This is a genomic window from Martelella mediterranea (assembly GCF_004342225.1).
In the GTDB taxonomy this organism is placed as follows: Bacteria; Pseudomonadota; Alphaproteobacteria; order Rhizobiales; family Rhizobiaceae; genus Martelella; species Martelella mediterranea_B.
Genome location: NZ_SMAR01000013.1, coordinates 32,376 through 52,876 on the forward strand (window position 1 = coordinate 32,376; position 20,501 = coordinate 52,876).

At 54.3% G+C, this 20,501-nt stretch carries 19 protein-coding genes; 15 read left to right on the top strand and 4 right to left on the bottom strand.

Features of this window, described 5'->3' with window-relative positions:
* Positions 1-53: 53 nt before the first annotated feature.
* The 3 genes from lipA to EDC90_RS10240 all read left to right on the top strand — a co-directional run bounded on the left by lipA (position 54) and on the right by EDC90_RS10240 (position 2,109).
* Positions 54-1,028, top strand: a complete 975-nt coding sequence (gene lipA / locus EDC90_RS10230; protein WP_132311182.1) for a lipoyl synthase — start codon at positions 54-56, stop codon at positions 1,026-1,028.
* Between the two features lie 61 nt (positions 1,029-1,089).
* Positions 1,090-1,653 (top strand): AAA family ATPase, encoded by a 564-nt coding sequence (locus EDC90_RS10235; RefSeq protein ID WP_132311184.1) that lies wholly within the window; start codon positions 1,090-1,092, stop codon positions 1,651-1,653.
* 9 nt (positions 1,654-1,662) lie between these two features.
* Positions 1,663-2,109, top strand: a complete 447-nt coding sequence (locus tag EDC90_RS10240; RefSeq protein WP_132311186.1) for a type II toxin-antitoxin system RatA family toxin — start codon at positions 1,663-1,665, stop codon at positions 2,107-2,109.
* On the opposite strand, the gene EDC90_RS10245 is transcribed toward EDC90_RS10240, so the two are convergent.
* Positions 2,100-2,600 (bottom strand): CinA family protein, encoded by a 501-nt coding sequence (locus EDC90_RS10245; RefSeq protein WP_132311188.1) that lies wholly within the window; start codon positions 2,598-2,600, stop codon positions 2,100-2,102. The genes EDC90_RS10240 and EDC90_RS10245 overlap by 10 nt on opposite strands.
* Positions 2,597-3,802 carry a bifunctional 2-C-methyl-D-erythritol 4-phosphate cytidylyltransferase/2-C-methyl-D-erythritol 2,4-cyclodiphosphate synthase gene (locus EDC90_RS10250; protein ID WP_132311190.1) on the bottom strand — a complete coding sequence of 402 codons (1,206 nt, stop codon included), beginning with the start codon at positions 3,800-3,802 and terminating at the stop codon, positions 2,597-2,599. The genes EDC90_RS10245 and EDC90_RS10250 overlap by 4 nt, the downstream gene beginning before the upstream one ends.
* A gap of 213 nt (positions 3,803-4,015) precedes the next feature.
* Here EDC90_RS10250 and dusB point away from each other — a divergent pair, with 213 nt between their 5' ends.
* From dusB to hflX, 8 genes are all read left to right on the top strand, one after another.
* Positions 4,016-4,972, top strand: coding sequence for a tRNA dihydrouridine synthase DusB (gene dusB, locus EDC90_RS10255; protein WP_132311192.1), 957 nt, complete (start codon positions 4,016-4,018; stop codon positions 4,970-4,972).
* On the top strand, positions 4,969-6,126 hold the full coding sequence (locus tag EDC90_RS10260; protein WP_132311194.1) for a two-component system sensor histidine kinase NtrB: 1,158 nt from the start codon (positions 4,969-4,971) through the stop codon (positions 6,124-6,126). Before dusB ends, EDC90_RS10260 begins: the two co-directional genes overlap by 4 nt.
* Positions 6,123-7,586 carry a nitrogen regulation protein NR(I) gene (gene ntrC / locus EDC90_RS10265; protein WP_132311196.1) on the top strand — a complete coding sequence of 488 codons (1,464 nt, stop codon included), beginning with the start codon at positions 6,123-6,125 and terminating at the stop codon, positions 7,584-7,586. Before EDC90_RS10260 ends, ntrC begins: the two co-directional genes overlap by 4 nt.
* Positions 7,587-7,840: 254 nt before the next feature.
* On the top strand, positions 7,841-10,057 hold the full coding sequence (locus tag EDC90_RS10270) for a sensor histidine kinase NtrY-like (protein WP_132311291.1): 2,217 nt from the start codon (positions 7,841-7,843) through the stop codon (positions 10,055-10,057).
* Positions 10,047-11,411 (top strand): sigma-54-dependent transcriptional regulator, encoded by a 1,365-nt coding sequence (locus EDC90_RS10275; protein WP_132311198.1) that lies wholly within the window; start codon positions 10,047-10,049, stop codon positions 11,409-11,411. Before EDC90_RS10270 ends, EDC90_RS10275 begins: the two co-directional genes overlap by 11 nt.
* A gap of 114 nt (positions 11,412-11,525) precedes the next feature.
* Positions 11,526-12,902: a Trk system potassium transporter TrkA gene (gene trkA / locus EDC90_RS10280; RefSeq protein WP_132311200.1), complete on the top strand. Its 1,377-nt coding sequence runs from the start codon at positions 11,526-11,528 to the stop codon at positions 12,900-12,902.
* A gap of 173 nt (positions 12,903-13,075) precedes the next feature.
* A complete protein-coding gene (gene hfq / locus EDC90_RS10285) occupies positions 13,076-13,318 on the top strand; it encodes an RNA chaperone Hfq (protein ID WP_132311202.1) in 243 nt (80 codons plus the stop codon).
* Positions 13,319-13,331: 13 nt separating this feature from the next.
* Positions 13,332-14,678, top strand: a complete 1,347-nt coding sequence (gene hflX / locus EDC90_RS10290; RefSeq protein WP_132311204.1) for a GTPase HflX — start codon at positions 13,332-13,334, stop codon at positions 14,676-14,678.
* 21 nt (positions 14,679-14,699) lie between these two features.
* On the opposite strand, the gene mazG is transcribed toward hflX, so the two are convergent.
* Both mazG and EDC90_RS10300 read right to left on the bottom strand, forming a co-directional pair.
* Entirely contained in the window at positions 14,700-15,533 is an 834-nt protein-coding gene (mazG, locus tag EDC90_RS10295) for a nucleoside triphosphate pyrophosphohydrolase (RefSeq protein WP_132311206.1), read from the bottom strand.
* 121 nt (positions 15,534-15,654) lie between these two features.
* A complete protein-coding gene (locus EDC90_RS10300) occupies positions 15,655-16,242 on the bottom strand; it encodes a deaminase (RefSeq protein WP_132311208.1) in 588 nt (195 codons plus the stop codon).
* Positions 16,243-16,459: 217 nt separating this feature from the next.
* Between EDC90_RS10300 and cysG the strand changes: the two genes are divergently transcribed.
* From cysG to EDC90_RS10320, 4 genes are read left to right on the top strand one after another with little or no spacing between them, the layout of a single operon-like run.
* Positions 16,460-17,911, top strand: a complete 1,452-nt coding sequence (gene cysG / locus EDC90_RS10305; protein WP_132311210.1) for a siroheme synthase CysG — start codon at positions 16,460-16,462, stop codon at positions 17,909-17,911.
* Positions 17,901-18,230, top strand: coding sequence for a DUF2849 domain-containing protein (locus EDC90_RS10310; RefSeq protein ID WP_132311212.1), 330 nt, complete (start codon positions 17,901-17,903; stop codon positions 18,228-18,230). Before cysG ends, EDC90_RS10310 begins: the two co-directional genes overlap by 11 nt.
* Positions 18,231-18,234: 4 nt before the next feature.
* A complete protein-coding gene (locus EDC90_RS10315; protein ID WP_132311214.1) occupies positions 18,235-19,899 on the top strand; it encodes a nitrite/sulfite reductase in 1,665 nt (554 codons plus the stop codon).
* Between the two features lie 13 nt (positions 19,900-19,912).
* Positions 19,913-20,416 carry a DUF934 domain-containing protein gene (locus EDC90_RS10320; protein WP_132311216.1) on the top strand — a complete coding sequence of 168 codons (504 nt, stop codon included), beginning with the start codon at positions 19,913-19,915 and terminating at the stop codon, positions 20,414-20,416.
* Positions 20,417-20,501 lie beyond the last annotated feature (85 nt).

A 20,501-nucleotide genomic window follows, 5' to 3' on the forward strand; every position in this document is an offset into this window, starting at 1 on the left:
TATTGAAATCGCTGGTCGGGCGTTGTGTCCGGCCACATTTTCAGGAAAGCAACATGGTTACGCTTCTCGATACCACCAATCAGCCCGCCAAGCGCGTTCGCCACCCGGAGAAGGCACACAGGCCCGATACCGAGGTGATGCGTAAGCCCGACTGGATTCGCGTCAAGGCGCCAACCTCCAGGGGATATCAGGAGACGCGCGGCATTGTTAAAGAAAACAAGCTGGTCACGGTTTGTGAGGAAGCGGGTTGTCCGAATGTCGGCGAATGCTGGGACAAGAAGCACGCCTCGTTCATGATTATGGGTGAGATCTGCACCCGCGCCTGTGCCTTCTGTAATGTCGCGACCGGCAAGCCCGGAGCGCTGGACCCGAATGAGCCTGAAAATATCGGCAAGGCTGTCAGCCAGATGGGGTTGCAGCATGTCGTCATTACGTCGGTTGACCGTGACGATCTGGCAGATGGCGGTGCAGAGCACTTCGAGAAAGTGATCTTTGCGATTCGCGCAGCATCACCCTCGACCACAATCGAGGTGTTGACCCCTGACTTTCTGCGCAAACCCGGTGCACTGGAACGTGTGGTTGCCGCTCGGCCGGATGTGTTCAACCATAACCTTGAGACTGTGCCGTCGAACTATCTGACGGTTCGTCCCGGTGCGCGTTATTTCCACTCCATCCGGCTTCTTCAGCGCGTGAAGGAACTTGATCCGAACATGTTCACCAAGTCCGGCATCATGGTCGGCCTCGGCGAGGAGCGGAACGAAGTTCTTCAGCTGATGGATGATCTGAGAACGGCTGACGTCGATTTCCTGACGATTGGCCAGTATCTGCAGCCGACCCGCAAGCATCACCGGGTGGTGAAGTTTGTTACGCCAGACGAATTCAAATCCTATGAGACGGTCGCCTATACCAAGGGCTTCCTGATGGTTTCGTCCAGCCCTCTGACGCGTTCATCACACCATGCTGGCGATGACTTTGCGAAACTGCAGGAAAACCGCGCCAAGAAACTGGCACAGATTGCCGCAGAATAAGGCTTGCCTGACTGAAAGCCGGCAGGTTATATCCCCCGTCCTTTCGAACGGGGGATGTTCCATGAATATGATCGATATCGCCGACGCGGCCACGCGGCTGAAAACGGCGCGGCGCATTCTTGTCATCGGCTGCTCAGGCAGCGGCAAGTCGACGCTCGCCCGCGCAATCGCCACACGCCGTGATATTCCCTATATTTCGATGGATCGCGATTTCTTCTGGTTGCCGGGCTGGAAAATGCGCGACCGGACCGAAATCGTAAGACTCATGGAAGAGGCGGTAAAGCGCCCTGCATGGATGATCGATGGCACCAGTCCCGGCACCCTGCCGATCCGGCTGGCGCAGGCCGAACTCGTCTTGTGGCCGCGTCCGCCGCGCCGGATTTCGCTCGCCGGGATCGTGAAACGTCGTTTCCGCTATGCAGGCACGTCCCGACCGGAAATGGCGGAAGGATGTCCGGAACGTCTCAATCTGAACTTCCTGCGCTACGTGTGGACGTTTGAGCAAAAGGAAGCGCCGCGCGTTGAGCAGCTGCTGATGCAATCCGGCAATGACATTCCCGTTTGCGTGTTGAAATCCTATGCCGAGAACAATGAATTGCTTGCACTTCTCGAGCGGGACTATTAGCTGACAATTATGCCTGAGTTTAAGACAACCCGCCACGTGAACCATTCTGCCGAGCGCATGTTCGATCTCGTTGCCGATATCGAGCAGTATCCGGATTTTCTCCCGCTCTGCGAAGCCCTGTCTGTCCGTTCCAGTCGTGAACAAAATGGCAAGACACTGCTGATCGCCGACATGACTGTTGGCTATAAAGGTATTCGCGAGAGTTTTACCACACAGGTTCTTCTGAACCGCGAGGAGCGGAAAATCGACGTCAAATATGTCGATGGTCCGTTCCGCTTCCTCGAAAACCACTGGCGTTTTGACCCGGCAGGCGAGGGCGCCTGCGATGTTGCTTTTTATATCAACTACGAGTTCAAAAATCGCATTCTGGGGGCGATGATGGGATCGATGTTTGATCGTGCATTTCGCAAATTTGCCGAGGCATTTGAAGCCCGCGCCGACAGTATTTACGCCTGAGCCAGACCTTCCAGCATGCCAAGTGCGGTTCTGACTGTTGCCCTGCGGATTGCAGCGCGACCGATATCGCCATACCGACTCTCTATATGATGAACCTTTCCGGCCCGATTACGGGCGACAAGATGAACCAGACCAATTGGTTTTTCCTCTGATCCGCCGGATGGACCTGCGATACCGGTGACGGCGACAGAAAGGTGGGCATTTGAACGCCACAATGCGCCGGAAGCCATCTGCAAGGCCGTTTCTCGCGAGACCGCACCGAAATCTTCAAGCGTGTCGGGCCGAACGCCCAGCATTTCCATTTTTGCTTCATTCGAGTAAGTGACGAAGCCCCGGTCGACAACGGCGGAGGCACCGGCAATTTCCGTCAGTGCTGCTGCTATCAGGCCACCAGTGCACGATTCCGCGGTAACGATCGATTGGCCGGTGCGCGTGCAATATTCAACGAGCGTGCGTGAACGTTCTTCGAGATCGGGATCAAGAATGCTCATGAAATAACTCCATAACTGACCGTCGCGGTTGCAATGGCGGCTATACCTTCGCCCCGTCCGACGAAGCCGATTGTTTCATTCGTTGTCGCTTTTACAGAGCATCGCGCCATGTCGATTTTCAGACAATGTGACAGGCTTTCGCGCATCGCGAGGCGATGAGGCCCAATTTTGGGGGCTTCTGCGATCAGGCTGACATCGGCATTGAGAATGACGCCGCCTTTTTCGCGGACAATGGCGGCTGCATGGGCCAGAAATATGTTCGAGGCCGCGCCGCGCCATTGTGGATCGGATGGCGGGAAATGGTCGCCAATGTCGCCTTCGCCACACGTCGCCAGCAGGGCGTCTGTCAGCGCATGCATGGCTACGTCGGCGTCTGAATGGCCTGAAAGCATCATGTTATGCGGAATGAAAACGCCGCACAGCGTGACGCCATCGCCCGGTACAAGCTTATGCACATCATAGCCGTTACCGGTTCTGATATCCGCTACGAGGTTTCTGGAGAGTTTTTCGTCGGCCATGGCGATGTCCCGTTTCAAGGTCAGTTTGACATTGTCCGCGAGCCCTTCAACCAGTCTGACTGGCATGCCAGCCCATTCGGCAATGCCGGCATCGTCGGTGAAGTCCGTCCGGCCTTCTTCAACCGCTTTTCGATGCGCTGTGATGATCGGTTCAAATGCGAAAGCCTGCGGTGTTTGCGCAGCATAGAGCCCAGTTCGCGATACAGTATCGGCTACGAACTGGTTTGTGTCTGCCTTTTTTAGAGTATCAGCTACAGCGATAGCCGGGAGTACCGCCTGAGCACCGGCCTTAAGGGCGTCAGCAATCCGATCCAGGAGCGCGAGATCGAAGAACGGTCTGACGGCATCATGGATGAGAACGTGGCTGGGGTGGGTGTCTTCGAGTGCCGACAGGCCGGCGAGAACAGATTGCTGGCGCGTTGCCCCGCCGTGAACAAAACGGATATTCTTTGCATCAGGAACTTTCGCAAGAGCTTCGCCGAAAAGGTTTTCATCATCGGGATGGATGACAACCACGACATCAGGCGCCGACCAGCGAGAAAACTGGGCGATTGTATGTGTGATAACAGGCTTTCCGCCAATCAGACGGTACTGCTTCGGGCCTTCCTCCGGTGCGCCCGCGCGCTCGCCCCGACCGGCGGCGACAATCACGATTGCAGGCTTGAAGCTTTTGCTCTGATACATGACTGATCAAGGTCTCGTCTTTTGATTCAGGGGTGGCGGGACGTTACGCAGTTTCTGCCAAAATTCCAGCATCTGCCTAATTTTTATAACGTCAGGCTGAAATTGCTTGGCAACGCGTACGGACTTGTCTAAAAATACGGCAAAGTACTGGGCTGCGTGAAAGATAGTCATTTGCCTCTTTTCAAATCATCGGATTCGTTTTGCATCGGCGAGATGGCAATCCGGAATCGTGTTATTCTTGCGCCTATGTCAGGTGTCACGGATTTGCCGTTCAGGCAACTGGCGTGGCGCCATGGTGCTGGTCTTGTTGTGACTGAAATGATCGCCAGTCGTGAGTTGACATTTAATGTTGCGGAAAGCTGGTCGCGCCTGAAAGGAGCCGGTTTGAAGCCGCACATGGTTCAGCTTGCCGGACGTGATCCTGAGGTTATGGCAGATGCAGCGCGCATTGCGGCAGATAATGGTGCGGATATCATCGATATCAATATGGGATGCCCGGCCAAGAAGGTTGTTGGCGGCTATACGGGGTCCGCGCTCATGCGCGAGCCGGAACGCGCACTTGCGATTATTGAGGCGACTGTGAAGGCGGTCGACATTCCGGTTACGGTAAAAATGCGACTCGGTTGGGATGAGCAGTCCCTCAACGCAGCCGAACTGGCCTTCGCCGCTCAGGAGGCCGGCGCGCAGGCCATAACGGTTCATGGCCGGACACGAATGCAGTTTTACAAGGGCAGAGCGAACTGGGATGCTGTTCATCGCGTGGCGGAGAAAATTACGGTTCCTTTCATTGCCAATGGCGATATTGCGCGTAATCAGGATGTGAGCACTTTGCTGGGGAAAAGCGGTATTGACGCGGTAATGGTTGGCAGAGCCTGTCAGGGGCGACCGTGGCATGTCGGTGTGCTGGCAGGGGCGATAGAGCCCACTAGTGCCGAGAAGATCAATATTGCTCTGGAACACTATGAAATGATTTTGTCTTTTTATGGTGCGGAAGTTGGTGTGCGGCATGCAAGAAAACATCTCGGTTGGTATATGGAGGAACTTGCTCCCAATGCAGAGCCAGATGCAAGAGCGGCTCTGATGACCGAAACCGTTCCAAATGAAGCACTGAGACGCTTTTCAGCTATCCTTCAACGCGCATTATATAAAACAGAGAAAGAAGCGGCATGAAAACGCCAAAAGGGATCGGTCAGGCGCGCTTGCCTGCCGAATCGGTAGCGCTCGAGGTATTGAACGCCATTCAGAATCCGGTGGTTCTCATCGATCATGAAGGGCTGATTTCCTATTCAAACTGGGAGGCCGAAGTTTTCTTCGGTTCAAGTGCTGCGCATCTCGCGCGCAAAACCCTTGAACAGTTCATTCCTTATGACAGCCCTCTGCTTTCGCTGATCGATCAGGTTCGCAAACGTCGCGCACCTGTGAATGAATACAGGGTCGACTTGTCGTCGCCAAAACTGGGCCAGGAAAAGCTGGTCGATATCTATGTCGCACCTGTTGGTGATGAAGGCTCTGTCGTGCTTGTTCTTCAGGTCCGTTCCATGGCCGACAAGATTGACCGCCAGCTCGTTCACAGGGCGGCTGCGCGCTCCGTCACCGGGCTGGCCTCGATGCTCGCGCATGAAATTAAAAATCCGCTCTCCGGCATTCGTGGTGCAGCGCAGCTTCTTGAAACCAATGCCAGTGATGAGGATCGGGCGCTTACACGTCTGATCTGCGATGAGTCGGACCGGATCGTGTCGCTTGTGGATCGTATGGAAGTCTTCTCCGATGAACGGCCGATTGACCGCGTTCCACTTAATATCCATTCGGTTCTCGACCACGTTAAGGCGGTTGCGAAGGCCGGGTTTGCACGAAATATCAGGATTTCGGAAGAATATGACCCTTCACTGCCGCTGATTTTCGCCAATCGCGATCAGCTTGTGCAGGTGTTTCTCAACCTGATCAAAAATGCCTCGGAGGCGGTTTCCGACCGGCCCGACGGAGAGATTGTGCTGACCTCGGCATACCGGCCCGGCATGCGCATGTCTGTTGCCGGCAGTCAGGAGAAAATTTCTCTGCCGCTTGAATTTTGCGTCCACGACAATGGGCCGGGCGTGCCTCAGGACCTGATGTCGCATCTTTTTGACCCCTTTATCACGACAAAGCCGAACGGAACCGGTCTTGGGCTTGCGCTTGTTGCCAAGATCATTGGTGGACATGGCGGTATTGTCGAATGTGACAGTGCCAGTGGCCGCACAACGTTCAGAATTCTCATGCCGGTCTCGAAAGATGTCGCGGCTATGCCTTCCGCGCAGATGGATGAAAAGTCAGGAAAAGAACAATGACAGCCACCATTCTTGTCGCCGACGATGATGCAGCAATCCGTACAGTGCTCAATCAGGCACTCAGCCGCGCAGGCTACGATGTCCGTATCACCGCCAATGCAGCTACACTCTGGCGCTGGGTTTCCTCCGGTGATGGCGATCTTGTGCTGACCGATGTCGTCATGCCTGATGAAAACGCTTTCGATCTTCTGCCGCGTATAAAGAAATCTCGCCCGGATCTGCCGGTTATCGTTATGAGTGCGCAGAATACGTTTATGACGGCGGTTAAGGCCTCGGAGAAGGGTGCTTACGACTATCTTCCAAAGCCCTTCGATCTGACAGAGCTGATCGGCATTGTCGGGCGTGCACTTTCCGAGCCGAAGCGCAAGCCTGCGCAGCTCGGTGACGATATGCAGGACGGCATGCCCCTGGTGGGGCGTTCGGCTGCAATGCAGGAGATTTACCGCGTTCTCGCCCGTTTGATGCAGACGGATCTGACGCTGATGATCACCGGGGAATCGGGTACGGGCAAGGAGCTGGTCGCCCGCGCTTTGCATGATTACGGCAAGCGCCGCAACGGGCCGTTTGTGGCGATCAATATGGCCGCTATTCCACGGGATCTGATTGAGTCGGAGCTTTTCGGACACGAAAAGGGCGCCTTTACCGGGGCGCAGACCCGCTCAACCGGTCGTTTCGAGCAGGCTGAAGGCGGCACGCTTTTCCTTGATGAGATCGGTGATATGCCAATGGATGCGCAGACCCGTCTCCTGCGCGTGCTTCAGCAGGGGGAATACACCACCGTTGGCGGGCGCACGCCCATTCGAACCGATGTGCGGATCGTCGCCGCGACCAATAAAGATCTCAAGCAATCCATCCACCAAGGACTCTTCCGTGAAGACCTGTTTTACCGGCTGAATGTCGTGCCTCTGCGGCTGCCGCCTCTGCGTGAACGTGCCGAGGATATCGGCGATCTCGTGCGTCACTTCGTGCAGGAGGGGGAAACAGAGGGGCTTGGCGGCAAGCGCTTTGAGCAGGGTGCTTTGGATGTAATGAAGTCATATCCGTGGCCGGGCAATGTGCGCGAACTCGAAAATCTGGTTCGACGGCTGATGGCGCTTTACCCTCAGGATGTCATGACCCGTGAGATTGTGGAGCAGGAGCTCAGGGCCGATCAACCGGAGGCGCCGGCAGAAACGGCGGCTACACGCAGTGGAACGCCGACAATTGCGCAGGCCGTGGAAGAAAACATGCGGAGCTATTTTGCCAGTTTTGGTGAAAGTCTTCCGCCCTCCGGGCTTTATGAGCGCGTTTTAAATGAGGTCGAATATCCCTTGATACTCGCTGCATTGACGGCAACTCGGGGGAACCAGATCCGTGCTGCCGATCTTCTTGGTCTCAATCGCAACACGCTTCGAAAGAAAATTCGTGAGCTTGGTGTGTCTGTCTACCGCAGTTCAAGGGGCACAGCATCGTCCTCTTAGGGTTGTTTTCTGTTCCGTCACAATCAAATGGCACAATGCTTTCCGTTGCATTTGTGCCACAATCTGTTGCATAAACTATCATCTCGTATTTGGATTCGCCGGTTGGAAAAGCAGGCCGTGAAGACACTGCGGGAAAACAAACATCAAACAGATCGCAGAGTATGACGGCGGATACGGAAAGAAATCCGGAGTTTTTCCGGCATGACCCGGATGAGGATGGTGCTACGGTCAGCGGCGCTTATGGCCGTGGCGGTATGCGTGCGATTCTCCGTTCTCCGGGAATGTTTATCGTGGCCGGAGCGCTGCTGACAGCATTTCTCTCGTTGTTCATCCTTCTGGGGCTGACGCCCTTCAAGCCGACTGGCCGTGTCGTTGCAGGTCTTGTTGCGGCCAACTCTCTTTTCGTGCTGACGCTGATTTTCCTCATCGGGCGCGAGGTGCGGCAGCTTTTGAAGGCCAGGCACCGCGGGCGGGCTGCGGCCCAGCTTCATATTCGGATCGTTCTTCTTTTTGCCATTGTGGCTGTCACGCCTGCGATTATTGTCGCAATTTTCGCCACTCTGACACTGAATGCCGGTCTTGATCGCTGGTTTGCCATGCGCACACAATCGATCGTGCAGTCTTCGCTCAATGTTGCGCAGGCCTACATGATGGAGAATGCCAGCTACCTGCAGGGCCAGACGCTTTCTATGGGCAATGATCTGGAGCGCAACCGGTCGCTCTTCTATCTCGATCGCACAGGCTTTACTGACCTCATGACCCGTCAGGCGCGCGGACGTGGCATGCTTGGGGCATTTCTTGTGCGTGACGATGGCAGCATCATCGCACAGGCCGATGTTAGCGATGACGCGCCTTTACCCGATATTCCTGAGGATGCGCTTGAAAAGGCAGCAGCCGGGACGCCCACACTGATTCCGCCGGGGGAAACGAACCTCGTCGGGGCTATCATTGCGCTGGAGGCTTTGCCGGACACATATCTTTATACAGTCCGTTCCGTTGATCCCAGTGTCATGGGCGCAATGCGCATGATCGAGGACAACTTCTCAGAGTATAAATCGATGGAAACCGGCCGGTTTTCCATTCAGGTGGCCTTTGCTGTCCTTTATCTCGGTTTTGCGCTCATCGTTCTTCTGGCTGCGATCTGGACCGGGATTGCGGTGGCTGACAGGATTGTTCTGCCTATCCGGCTTTTGATTGGTGCTGCTGACCAGGTTGCGACGGGGGATCTGAAGGTCGCAGTTCCGGTTCGAACCATTGACGGCGACGTTGGCCGGTTGTCCAAGACGTTTAACAAGATGGTTGCGGAAATTCGTGCGCAGCAGCGCGAAGTGCTGCTTGCCAAGGACGAGGTAGACGACCGCAGGCGGTTTATTGAAGCCGTGCTTTCCGGTGTGACGGCTGCTGTAATCGGTGTCGATGCGGATCGCACGATTACGATTGTGAACCTTTCAGCGGAACAGTTGCTTGCTGTTCATGCTGACGATTTGCTGGGGCAGAAACTGGAAAACATTGCGCCAGAGATTGATGTCGTGATGACGGCAGCAATGCGCAGAAGCCGGAAAAATTTCCGCCGGCAGATCAATCTGATGCGTCTTGGAAAAGAGCGGACTCTTTCCGTTCAGGTCACAAAGGAAGATTCGCGGGATGGGACGGAAGCCTATGTGATCACTCTGGATGACATTACAGATCTTATCATTGCGCAGCGCTCATCGGCATGGGCGGATGTTGCCAGACGCATCGCGCATGAGATCAAAAATCCTCTTACGCCAATCCAGTTGTCTGCCGAAAGGATCAAGCGGCGGTTTGGCCGCAAAATCGATAGCGAAGAGGATCGCGCTGTATTTGATCAGTGCACGGATACGATTGTCCGTCAGGTTGGTGACATCGGGCGGATGGTGGATGAATTCTCCGCCTTTGCCCGCATGCCTAAGCCCTCGAAATCACAGGGCGATCTGCGCAGTATCATAACTGATGCTATTTTCCTGCGTGAGATGGGGCGCACAGATATCAGCTTCTTGCGTGAACTCGGAGATGAGCCACTCGTGGGATCATTTGACGAGCGCATGCTTGGACAGGCGTTTGCAAATTTGATTAAGAACGCAGTTGAAGCTATTGATGCTGTTCCTCATTCTGATTTTTCCGGGGAGAGAAAAGTGCTTGTCTCCGCCAGCCACGACAAGGTTCGTGACCGCTATATTGTTGACTTTATCGACAGCGGCAAAGGCTTACCCGTGGAAAATCGCCATATGATCCTGGAGCCCTATATTACCATGCGTGAGAAGGGGACGGGGCTTGGTCTGGCTATCGTGCGTAAAATCATCGAAGAGCACGGTGGTAAGCTGGAACTGCATGACGCACCGGAAGATTTTGCTGAAGGGCATGGCGCGATGATCCGCGTGGAACTGCCGCACGTGCATGACGCAGAAAGCATGCGCGAAGACAAAGATAGGGAAGATATTGATGGCCTCTGATATTCTAGTCGTAGACGATGAAGCGGATATCCGGGACATCGTATCGGGTATTCTCTCGGATGAAGGGCACGAAACGCGGGTCGCGCATGACAGTGATAGCGCTTTGGCCGCCATTGCAAATCGTGTTCCGCGCTTGATTTTTCTGGATATCTGGATGCAGGGCAGCCGATTGGATGGTCTGGCTCTTCTTGATGAAATCAAGCAGCGTTACGCCGATCTGCCGGTGGTCATGATTTCCGGTCACGGGAATATCGAAACGGCTGTCTCATCCATCAAGCGGGGTGCTTTCGACTTTATTGAAAAGCCGTTTAAGGCTGACCGGCTGGTGCTGATTGCCGAGCGAGCGCTCGAAAATTCGCGTCTGAAACGTGAGGTTATGGAGCTGAAACGCAAAACAGGCGATCCGGAAGAACTGGTTGGTTCTTCGCTTCTTGTGTCGCAATTGCGTCAGACGCTTGAGAAAGTCGGTCCGACCAACAGCCGGGTTATGATTTTCGGTGGTTCCGGTAGTGGCAAAGAGGTTGTCGCACGCCTGATGCATCAAAAAAGTCAGCGTGCAGAAGGCCCTTTCGTTGCTTTGAATGCTGCTGCTATCACACCGGAAAATATGGAAATTGAACTTTTTGGCGTCGAAGGCGGCGGTGGGCGTACCCGCAAAACCGGTGCCCTTGAAAGGGCGCATCGCGGTACGCTTTATCTTGATGAAGTGGGCGAAATGCCGCTTGAGACGCAGAAAAAGATATTGCGGGTTCTCGTTGATCAGCAGTTTGAGCGTGTTGGGGGCAATCGCCGGGTGAGCGTGGATGTCCGGATCATATCGTCGACAGCGCTTGATCTGCAGGAACGTATCCAGGACAGTTCTTTCCGGCAGGATCTTTATCACCGTCTTGCTGTTGTTCCTGTGCGCATTCCGGCACTGGCGGAACGGCGGGAAGATATTCCCTTCCTCGTTGATTTCATTATGCGACAGCTATGCGAGCAGGCTGGCATACGCCAGAGGCGCATTGCTGATGATGCAATGGCTATTCTGCAGGCGCATGACTGGCCGGGTAACATCAGACAGCTGCGCAACAACCTTGAGCGCTTGTTGATATTATCAAGGGAAGAAGACCCGAAGACACCGATTAGTGCGGATCTGTTGCCGGCTGATCTCTCCGATGTGCTGCCGCAGATACAGACCAGTGGCGATGCGCACATCATGACATTGCCCTTGCGCGAGGCCAGAGAGCGTTTTGAACGTGACTATCTTATGGCGCAGATAAACCGGTTCGGTGGGAACATCTCCCGTACAGCCGAGTTTGTAGGCATGGAGCGTTCAGCGCTTCATCGGAAGCTCAAATCTCTTGGCATTTAAGTGAAACTCGGTCAGATTGGGCGCTGAAAATACGCTCAGCACAGGACGGCATGCCGTCGTGTTCGCTCACCGAATTTCAAACTCGGGAACGGCCTTTCAGGCTGAAAAGATTGTATGAAGATCATTATTTGTGGCGCAGGGCAGGTTGGCTTTGGTATCGCGGAGCGCCTGTCACAGGAATATAACGATGTTTCCGTTATCGATACATCCGCGTCGCTGATCAGCACGATCACAGAGCTTCTTGATGTCCGTGGATATGTTGGACATGGCGCGCATCCTGATACGCTGGCTCAGGCAGGGGCCGATCAGGCCGATATGATCATCGCTGTGACGCTGCATGACGAGATCAATATGGTGGCCTGCCAGGTTGCACATTCGTTGTTCAATGTTCCCACCAAGATCGCGCGTATTCGCTCGCAGAGCTATCTTCAGTCTCACTATTCTGACCTCTTCTCGCGTGACCACATGCCGATCGATGTGACAATTTCGCCAGAGGTTGAGGTCGGTAAGCTCGTCTTGCGGCGGATCTCGTTTCCCGGAGCAACAGACATCGTGCGTTTCGCAGATGAGCGTATCACCATGCTGGCTGTTGAGTGCAACGATGATTGCCCGGTGCTCAATACGCCGCTTATCCAGCTCAGCCAGCTGTTTCCGGATCTCGGGGCCACTGTCACGGGCATTTACCGGGATGAAAAAGTCATCATTCCACATTCGAACGATCAGATCGTCGCCGGTGATCTTGTCTATGTTGTTTGCGAGCAGGAGCATATACGGCGCACGCTTGCCCTTTTTGGGCATGAAGAGCAGGAAGCCCGCCGTATCGTTATCGCCGGGGGCGGCAATATCGGCTTTTACGTGGCAAAGTCGATTGAAGAACTGCAGCCGAAGACAAGACTGAAGATGATCGAGAATGATCGCGAAAAGGCGGTTGCGGTCTCTGATGCGCTTCGCAATGTGATCGTGTTGCAGGGGTCGGCGCTCGATCAGAACATCATGGTTCAGGCGGATGTGCCTGATGCGCATCTGATGGTTTCACTCACCAATAACGACCAGACAAATATCCTTTCCTCGGTCATTGCCAAGCAGCTTGGTTGTCAGTCCAATCTGGCTCTTCTCAATAATCCCTCATTTCATGACGTGACCAAGTCTCTGGGCATTGATGCTTATATCAATCCACGTGCCGTCACGATCTCCCGTGTGCTGCAACACGTCCGCAAGGGGCGCATCCGTTCCGTCTATGCGGTCCAGAAGGGCGCGGCTGAAGTGATTGAAGCTGAGGCTTTGACGACCTCACCGCTTGTCGGGACGCCTTTTCGTGATCTTGACCTGCCTGAAGGGATCCGGATCGGTGCAGTCTATCGCGGTGATAAGGTTTTAAGGCCAACCGGTGATATGAAAATCAAAGCAAATGATCGGGTTATTCTGTTTGCTGTCGCTTCCGCAGTCCGGCATGTCGAACAATTGTTCCGGGTATCGATCCAGTATTTCTAGTGTAGTGATGTTTCAGACTGTTTTTACTATCAAAGATGGTATCTTTTCGCCGTTGCGGAAGTGCTGACGATTTGCTACCAACCTAAAATGAAGAGCTGCAACTGAAGTATCAGTACAGCGCATAATAAATGGAAACCGGCTGAGGTCGGCAAAATTAAGAAAGAATCGGCGCCATGGCGGAACGTTCTCAAAACCTTCAGGATGTCTTTCTCAATTGCGTTCGTAAGCAGAAAATTTCACTGACCATCTTCCTGATCAATGGTGTGAAGCTGACAGGTGTGGTCACATCTTTTGATAATTTCTGCGTATTGCTGCGACGCGACGGACATTCCCAGCTTGTCTATAAGCACGCGATTTCAACCATCATGCCAAGTCAGCCGGTTCAGATGTTTGAAACCGAAGACAGCGCATCCTGATTGGTGAACTTCCATTTCTGACGATAACAACTCTTTCGAGAGCCAATACGAAAACCGGGATGCCTCCCGCGCGCTTGTGATCGTGCCTGTGCTGAAAGCAGCACGTGGGGATCGCGGCGCGGACAATGTTGTGAGCACACGCCCGGCGGAGAGCCGCCTTCAGGAAGCTGATGGTCTTGCCCGCGCTATCGGGTTGAGTGTGGTTGAGGCCCAGATCGTACCGGTGAATGATCCGCGCCCTGCGACCCTGATCGGTGGCGGGAAGATTGAGGAAATTGACCATCAGCTTGATGAGAAGAATATCGGGCTGGTAATTGTCGATCACCCGCTGACGCCGGTGCAGCAGCGCAATCTGGAAAAAGCCTGGGTCGCAAAGGTCATCGACAGAACCGGCCTTATCCTCGAGATATTTGGTGACCGCGCTTCGACGAAAGAAGGCCGTCTTCAGGTCGAGCTGGCGCATCTGAATTATCAGCGCGGGCGGCTCGTGCGGAGCTGGACTCACCTGGAGCGTCAGCGTGGCGGCGGCGGTTTTATGGGTGGTCCGGGTGAAACACAGATTGAAGCCGACAGGCGAATGTTGCGTGAGCGAATCGTCAAGCTTGAGCGTGAGCTGGAACAGGTCGTCCGCACCCGCCAGCTGCACCGTTCAAAGCGGAAAAAAGTGCCGCATCCCATCGTCGCGCTCGTCGGCTATACCAATGCCGGTAAATCGACACTGTTTAACCGGATAACCGGGGCAGGCGTTCTGGCAGAAGACATGCTGTTCGCGACGCTGGATCCAACGCTCAGGCGGATGAAATTGCCGCATGGCCGCACAGTTATTCTGTCTGACACGGTTGGCTTCATTTCTGATCTGCCGACCCATCTGGTGGCAGCGTTCAGGGCAACGTTGGAAGAAGTTCTTGAAGCTGATCTCATTCTTCATGTGCGCGATATGTCAGACCCGGCGCGCGATGCCCAGTCTGACGATGTTTTGCGGATTTTGAACGAGCTCGGTATCGACGAGAAAACGCAGGATGAGCGTATCATCGAGGTCTGGAACAAGCTTGACCTTCTGTCTCCTGATGAACATGACGCGCTTATGGATCGGGCTAACGCGAATGAAAAGGTGATGGGCGTTTCTGCGGTTACCGGCGAGGGCGTGTCCGAGCTTATGGATGTTATCGCTGCACGGCTTGCTGGTGTTTTAACCGAAACGACAATCGTGCTTTCACCCGCCCAGCTTCAGTTTCTGCCGTGGATTTATGAACACGCTCTTGTTGATGAACGTCGTGATGAAGAAGATGGCTCCGTCAGTCTTGATATCCGTTTACCGGAAGCGGAATCGCAAAGACTTGAGAGTATGCTGTCGGAATAGGGCGGGTTACGACCGCTGTCTTCAAACAAGTTGTCTTTCAATGGACTTTGCGTCCTGCCAGAGGGCTTCCATGCGCTCCAGCGTGGCCTCATCAAGTGTTTTTCCGTCTTTTTCCAGCGTCTTTTCAATATGACTGAAACGACGTCGGAATTTCGTGTTGGTACCACGCAATGCCTGTTCCGGGTCGGTTTTGGTGTGGCGCGCCAGGTTGACTGCGGCAAAAATCATATCACCGAGCTCGTCCGACACTGCCGCTTTGTTCCCTGAAAGCAGGGCCTGTCTCAGCTCATGAATTTCTTCCTCAAATTTATCGAGGATTGGCTCAGGCTCAGACCAGTCGAAACCGACACGGGCTGCATGTTCCTGTAGCTTGAGAGCTTCGGTCAGGGCCGGGAATGAGCGCTGTACACCACCAAGATGACCGGCCTTGAAGTCTTCCGTAAGGCCACGTCGGGCGCGCCGTTCTGCGCGCTCTGCCTTTTCTTCACGCTTGATATCATCCCATTTCTGCTTCACGGCTTCGGCGGTTTCAGCATCATAGGAGCCAAAGACATGCGGATGGCGGCGGATCATTTTTGATGTGACTGCGTGGACAACGTCACCGAACGAAAACTCACCGGCTTCTTCAGCCATGCGCGCGTGAAATACCACCTGCAAAAGCAGGTCACCGAGCTCGTCACAAAGATCATCGAGATCATTGCGCTCGATCGCGTCTGCGACTTCATAGGCTTCTTCGATGGTATAGGGTTTGATCGTTTCGAACGATTGTTTGATGTCCCAGGGGCAACCCGTTTCAGGATCGCGAAGTGCGGCCATAATTTCGAGAAGGCGGTTGATGTCGGGCGAAGGTTCCATGGGAAAGGGCTCCTGAGTTCGGTCGGTCAGGTCAAAATCGAGGCGCAGTGCCGGTTTGCATAAGACTTGAGAAGCAGCCTATAGCGCCGTGCGTCCATTCGGACGCACAAAGCACGATGCGCTAGTCGAGCGGGATACCGGTTTCGCCTTTATGCGACTGGTAGGTCTGTGAGGCAAGCGCATATGTTGCTTTGATCTCAGCGATACGATTTTCAAAGTCGCTGCGCTCAGGCTCGTTTGCCAAAGATGCCATTTCCGGTATGGAGCGGGACGTAAAGAAGGCATTCTTTCTGTGATATCCGCCCGGCTCTAAACCATATAGCTCTTTCATGATTTTCAGGTCATGCGGAATCGCAAAACGATCACGCGAATCCTCGTGGCTGAAGAAGTAGAAGTAATTGTCGAAACCGGCCCAGGTGATTGCCGACATGCACATCGTGCAGGGTTCGTGCGTTGTAAGGAACAGCAGGTCCTTCGTGTCCGGGCGCTCGGACAATTCATAGAATTGCTTCAGTGTGTGAACCTCGCCATGCCAGAGTGGGTTGGATGTCTCGTCATTGGTTCCCGCGATGACCAGAGACAGATCTGACTTTCTGAGTATCGCCGCTCCGAAGACCTTGTTGCCCCGATCGACCCCGCGCATGGTCAGCGGCAGGATATCGTTCTCAATGACGCTCAGGAGTCGGTTGGTCAGTTTTATATCGTCCATCTTTGTTCCCCGTTCGATGCTGTTCATCAGCGAGTAAAATGAGTTCATCACCTGTATGCAAGACACCGCCGTCTCCCGATACCGGTTAAATTTGCTGCAAGCCTCAGAAATTTGAGGAACGAAATGTGCATGAGCGCGCCGGTTACGCATTTTCGTTTCTTCAACTACGGGCACGAAACAACGATCATTTCACCAGCTTGAAAAGGACTGGTTGCAAATGGTCGCGAAAGAAGAATTGCTGACGACGTTCCCGGCGTTTTTCCGGGTTGATGGGAAGAAGGTCGCTATTTTTGGCAATGGTGATGAGGCCTTTGCAAAGGCCCGGCTGGTTGCCAAAACCAGCGCACGGATCGTTGCTTATGCCGATAATCCGGAAACAGACTACACAGAATTTCTGCTGGAAAACGGGCATATGCTCATCCGCGAACCTTTTTGCATGGCCCAGCTGGAAGACGCCAGCCTGGTGTTCGCAGCTTCAGGCGTTGAAGAGGTTGACCATCATATTGCCGGGGCTGCGCGCTCACTTCGAATTCCTGTAAATGCCGTCGACCAGAAAGAAGACTGCGATTTTTATACGCCTGCGCTGGTTGCTCGTCCGCCGGTCGCCGTCGCCATTGGCACAGAAGGCGCCGGTCCGGTTCTGGCTCAGATGATCCGAACCAAAATTGATACCATGCTGCCACGTTCCCTTGGTCCACTGGCACGATTGGCAAACAGCCTGAGAGATAAGGTTGATGCGCGGATCCCCAGAGGAAGCCCGCGGCGCGCATTCTGGTCCCGTTTTTTCAATGGGTCGGTGGCAGAGGCGGTCGAGCGCGGACGAATGATTGAGGCCGAATGCCTGGCAGACGAAATACTGGCGGATGGGGCTGATATCAGCGGCCATGTTGCCCTTGTTGGTGCAGGTCCGGGAGCAGAAGACTTGCTCACCATTCGTGCGCACCGTCTTCTTATGGAAGCTGATGTGATTGCCCATGATGCGCTCGTGCCCCAGGCCGTTATTGATATGGGACGGCGTGATGCAGAGCGGATAGCCGTTGGTAAGCGCAAGAATTGCCATTCTAAATCTCAAAATGAAATCAATGGACTGATGATCGATCTTGCCAAAGAAGGTAAGCGTGTCGTTCGATTGAAATCTGGTGATCCCCTGGTTTTTGGACGCGCCGGCGAAGAAATGGCGGCACTGAGGTCCGCCGGTATTTCATATGAAGTCGTTCCCGGCGTGACCTCTGCCACTGCCGCAGCTGCTGATTTCGAATTACCGCTGACACTGCGCGGTGTCGCTTCAACGCTGGTTTTTACGACCGGCCACGACCTCAATGGTGAAACCTTGCCGGACTGGGCCGGATTGGCGGTTCAGGGTACCACGATTGCTGTCTATATGGGCCGTTCTGTCGCTGCCAGACTTGGTTCCCGGCTGGAGGAAGCAGGTGTTTCACCCGACACCACGATCGCGGTCATCGAAAATGCCAGCCGCACCAACCGGCGCTTGCTGCATGGTGTTCTGGCAGAGCTGCCGCTTCTTGAGGGGCGTGATGACCTTTCAGGTCCGGTTATGGTGATCATCGGAGATGCCGTCGCCGGGGCTAACCTTGAACATTCGAGCACCATCGCGACCAACAGCAATGTCGCCACCAAACACTTTATGGGAGTCGCTCATGCCCGCTAAACATGTTGCAAAAGTGCTGACGGCAAACAGGCTGAAAGATGGCCTTTCAATCTGGCTTGATGCCAATGGTCGCTGGACAGAAAATCTGCAGCAGGCTCTTGTCGCCAGGCATGACGCAGCCGTCGACAGCCTCGATGATATCGGCAAGCGCGACTTCTCGGCCAACAAGGTTGTTGATGTCAATCTGATTGATGTCGAGGAGCGGGCTGACGGGCGAATCTGGCCGCTGAGGCTGCGCGAACGCATTCGCGCTGAAGGGCCAACCATACCCTATGCAGCCGGCTTTTCTGCGGCTAGCCCCGAACGCGTGGAGGCTTGAGATTATGTATCGCTATGATGAATTTGACCATGATTTCGTTGCCCAGCGGGTTGACCAGTTTACCGATCAGGTCGAAAGGCGGCTCTCCGGTGAAATCACGGAAGATCAGTTCAAGCCGCTTCGGCTGATGAATGGTGTTTACCTTCAGCTTCACGCCTATATGCTGCGTATCGCGGTGCCCTATGGGACAATGAATTCTGCCCAGATGCGAAAGCTCGCGCACATCGCCCGCACCTATGACCGGGGATATGGTCACTTTACAACCCGGCAGAATATCCAGTTTAACTGGCCGCGGCTCGCCGACATTCCGGCGATACTACGTGAGTTGGCTACGGTGGAAATGCACGCGATCCAGACGTCTGGAAACTGCATTCGGAATGTAACGGCTGACCATTTTTCGGGTGCAGCTGCTGATGAAGTCGCCGACCCGCGTCCCTATGCCGAAATTCTGCGGCAGTGGTCGTCATTGCACCCTGAATTTTCGTTCCTGCCGCGAAAGTTCAAAATATCTGTCACCGGTGCAGAGAAAGACAGGGCCGCAATTCAGGTGCATGATATCGGCCTTCATCTGAAGCGAAATGACGCCGGGGATCTGGGATTTGCTGTCTATATCGGAGGCGGGCAGGGCAGAACGCCGATGATCGCCAAAAAGGTGCGCGATTTCCTGCCTGAACAGGACTTGCTTGCCTATACGACAGCGATCTTGCGCGTCTATAATCTCCATGGCCGTCGTGACAACAAGTATAAGGCACGCATCAAGATACTGGTACACGAAACCGGCCTTGATGTGCTCAAGGCCCAGATTGAACATGAGTTCGAGGCACTCAGAGATACCGAACTCAAGCTTCCGGACTCCGATATCGCGGCAATATCTGACTATTTTGCGGTCCCCAGTCTGCCAATATGCGCAGCGGATGAAAGTGCGACGGAATTGCGAGATGAGAGCGGTTACGAGGAGTGGCTTTCCCGCAATACGGCTCCGCACAAGCGAAACGATTATGCGATGGTGACAATTTCGCTCAAGCCGATTGGCGGCATCCCCGGCGATGCGACAGACAAGCAGATGGAAGCCGTCGCCGATATCGCAGAGTGCTTCGCCTTTGACGAAATCCGGGTCAGCCATGAGCAGAACCTTGTCCTGCCACATGTTGCGCGCGCCGAGTTGCCTGAAGTCTACCGGGCTCTCAAGGACGCCGGGCTTGAAACCGGTAATGCCGGTCTGATCACGGATATTATTGCCTGTCCCGGACTGGACTATTGCGCGCTTGCCAATGCCCGCTCGATCCCGGTCGCTCAGTCTTTGTCTGCGCGCTTCGGCAACCCGGAACGGCAGGCAGAGATCGGCGAACTCGAGATCAAGATTTCAGGGTGCATCAATGCCTGTGGCCATCACCATGTCGGCCATATCGGGCTTTTGGGGGTAGAGAAAAAGGGGGCCGAACTCTATCAGATCACGCTCGGCGGTTCGGCGGATGAAAACACCTCGATTGGCGAGATTGTTGGACGAGGCTTCGAGCCAGAAAAAGTGACCGATGCCGTCGAGACGATTGTTGATACGTACCTGCGGCTGAGAAACAGTTCCGATGAAACATTCATCAATGCATATCGGCGTCTGGGGGCGCAGCCGTTCAAGGATGCGCTCTACCCCGAAAAATCCAAAGCGGCATAAGGAGGCCAGAGCTTTGACCACAATCTGGCGTGAAACCGGCTTTGTTGAAAACGATCCGTGGGTCATCGAAACCGATGACCGTATAGCAGGCGAGGGCGAGCGTGTACTGGTTCCGCTCAACGATATCGCAGAAACCGGCGAAACCGGTAATGAAGGCCTAGGCATTTTGCTTACACCGGATGATGACCCGGAAGCATTAAGACCTTACCTTGAGCGTATTGATCTGATCGCGCTGACTTTTCCGGCCTTCAGTGATGGGCGTGCCTTCTCTCAGTCGACATATATACGCGACCGCCTTGGTTATACTGGCGAGCTCCGTGCGGTTGGCGATGTTCTGATTGATCCTTTGGTCTTTATGCTGCGTTGTGGGATTTCCAGCTTCGCTATTGAGAACGAGACTGCGATCAGGCGTTTGAGGGAAGGGCGGTTGCCAGAGGTGAACCGATACTATCAGCCTGCGACCCGGAAAACCCCATCTGCCGGTCGCTATAGCTGGCGTCATGCTGCAAAAATATGACTTTATGCCCCAAGTTTTATGATCGTACTTTGCATTCTGTCTCTCACGGTAGTATTGAACGCTGGAATTTAGATAAGGCGGTCAT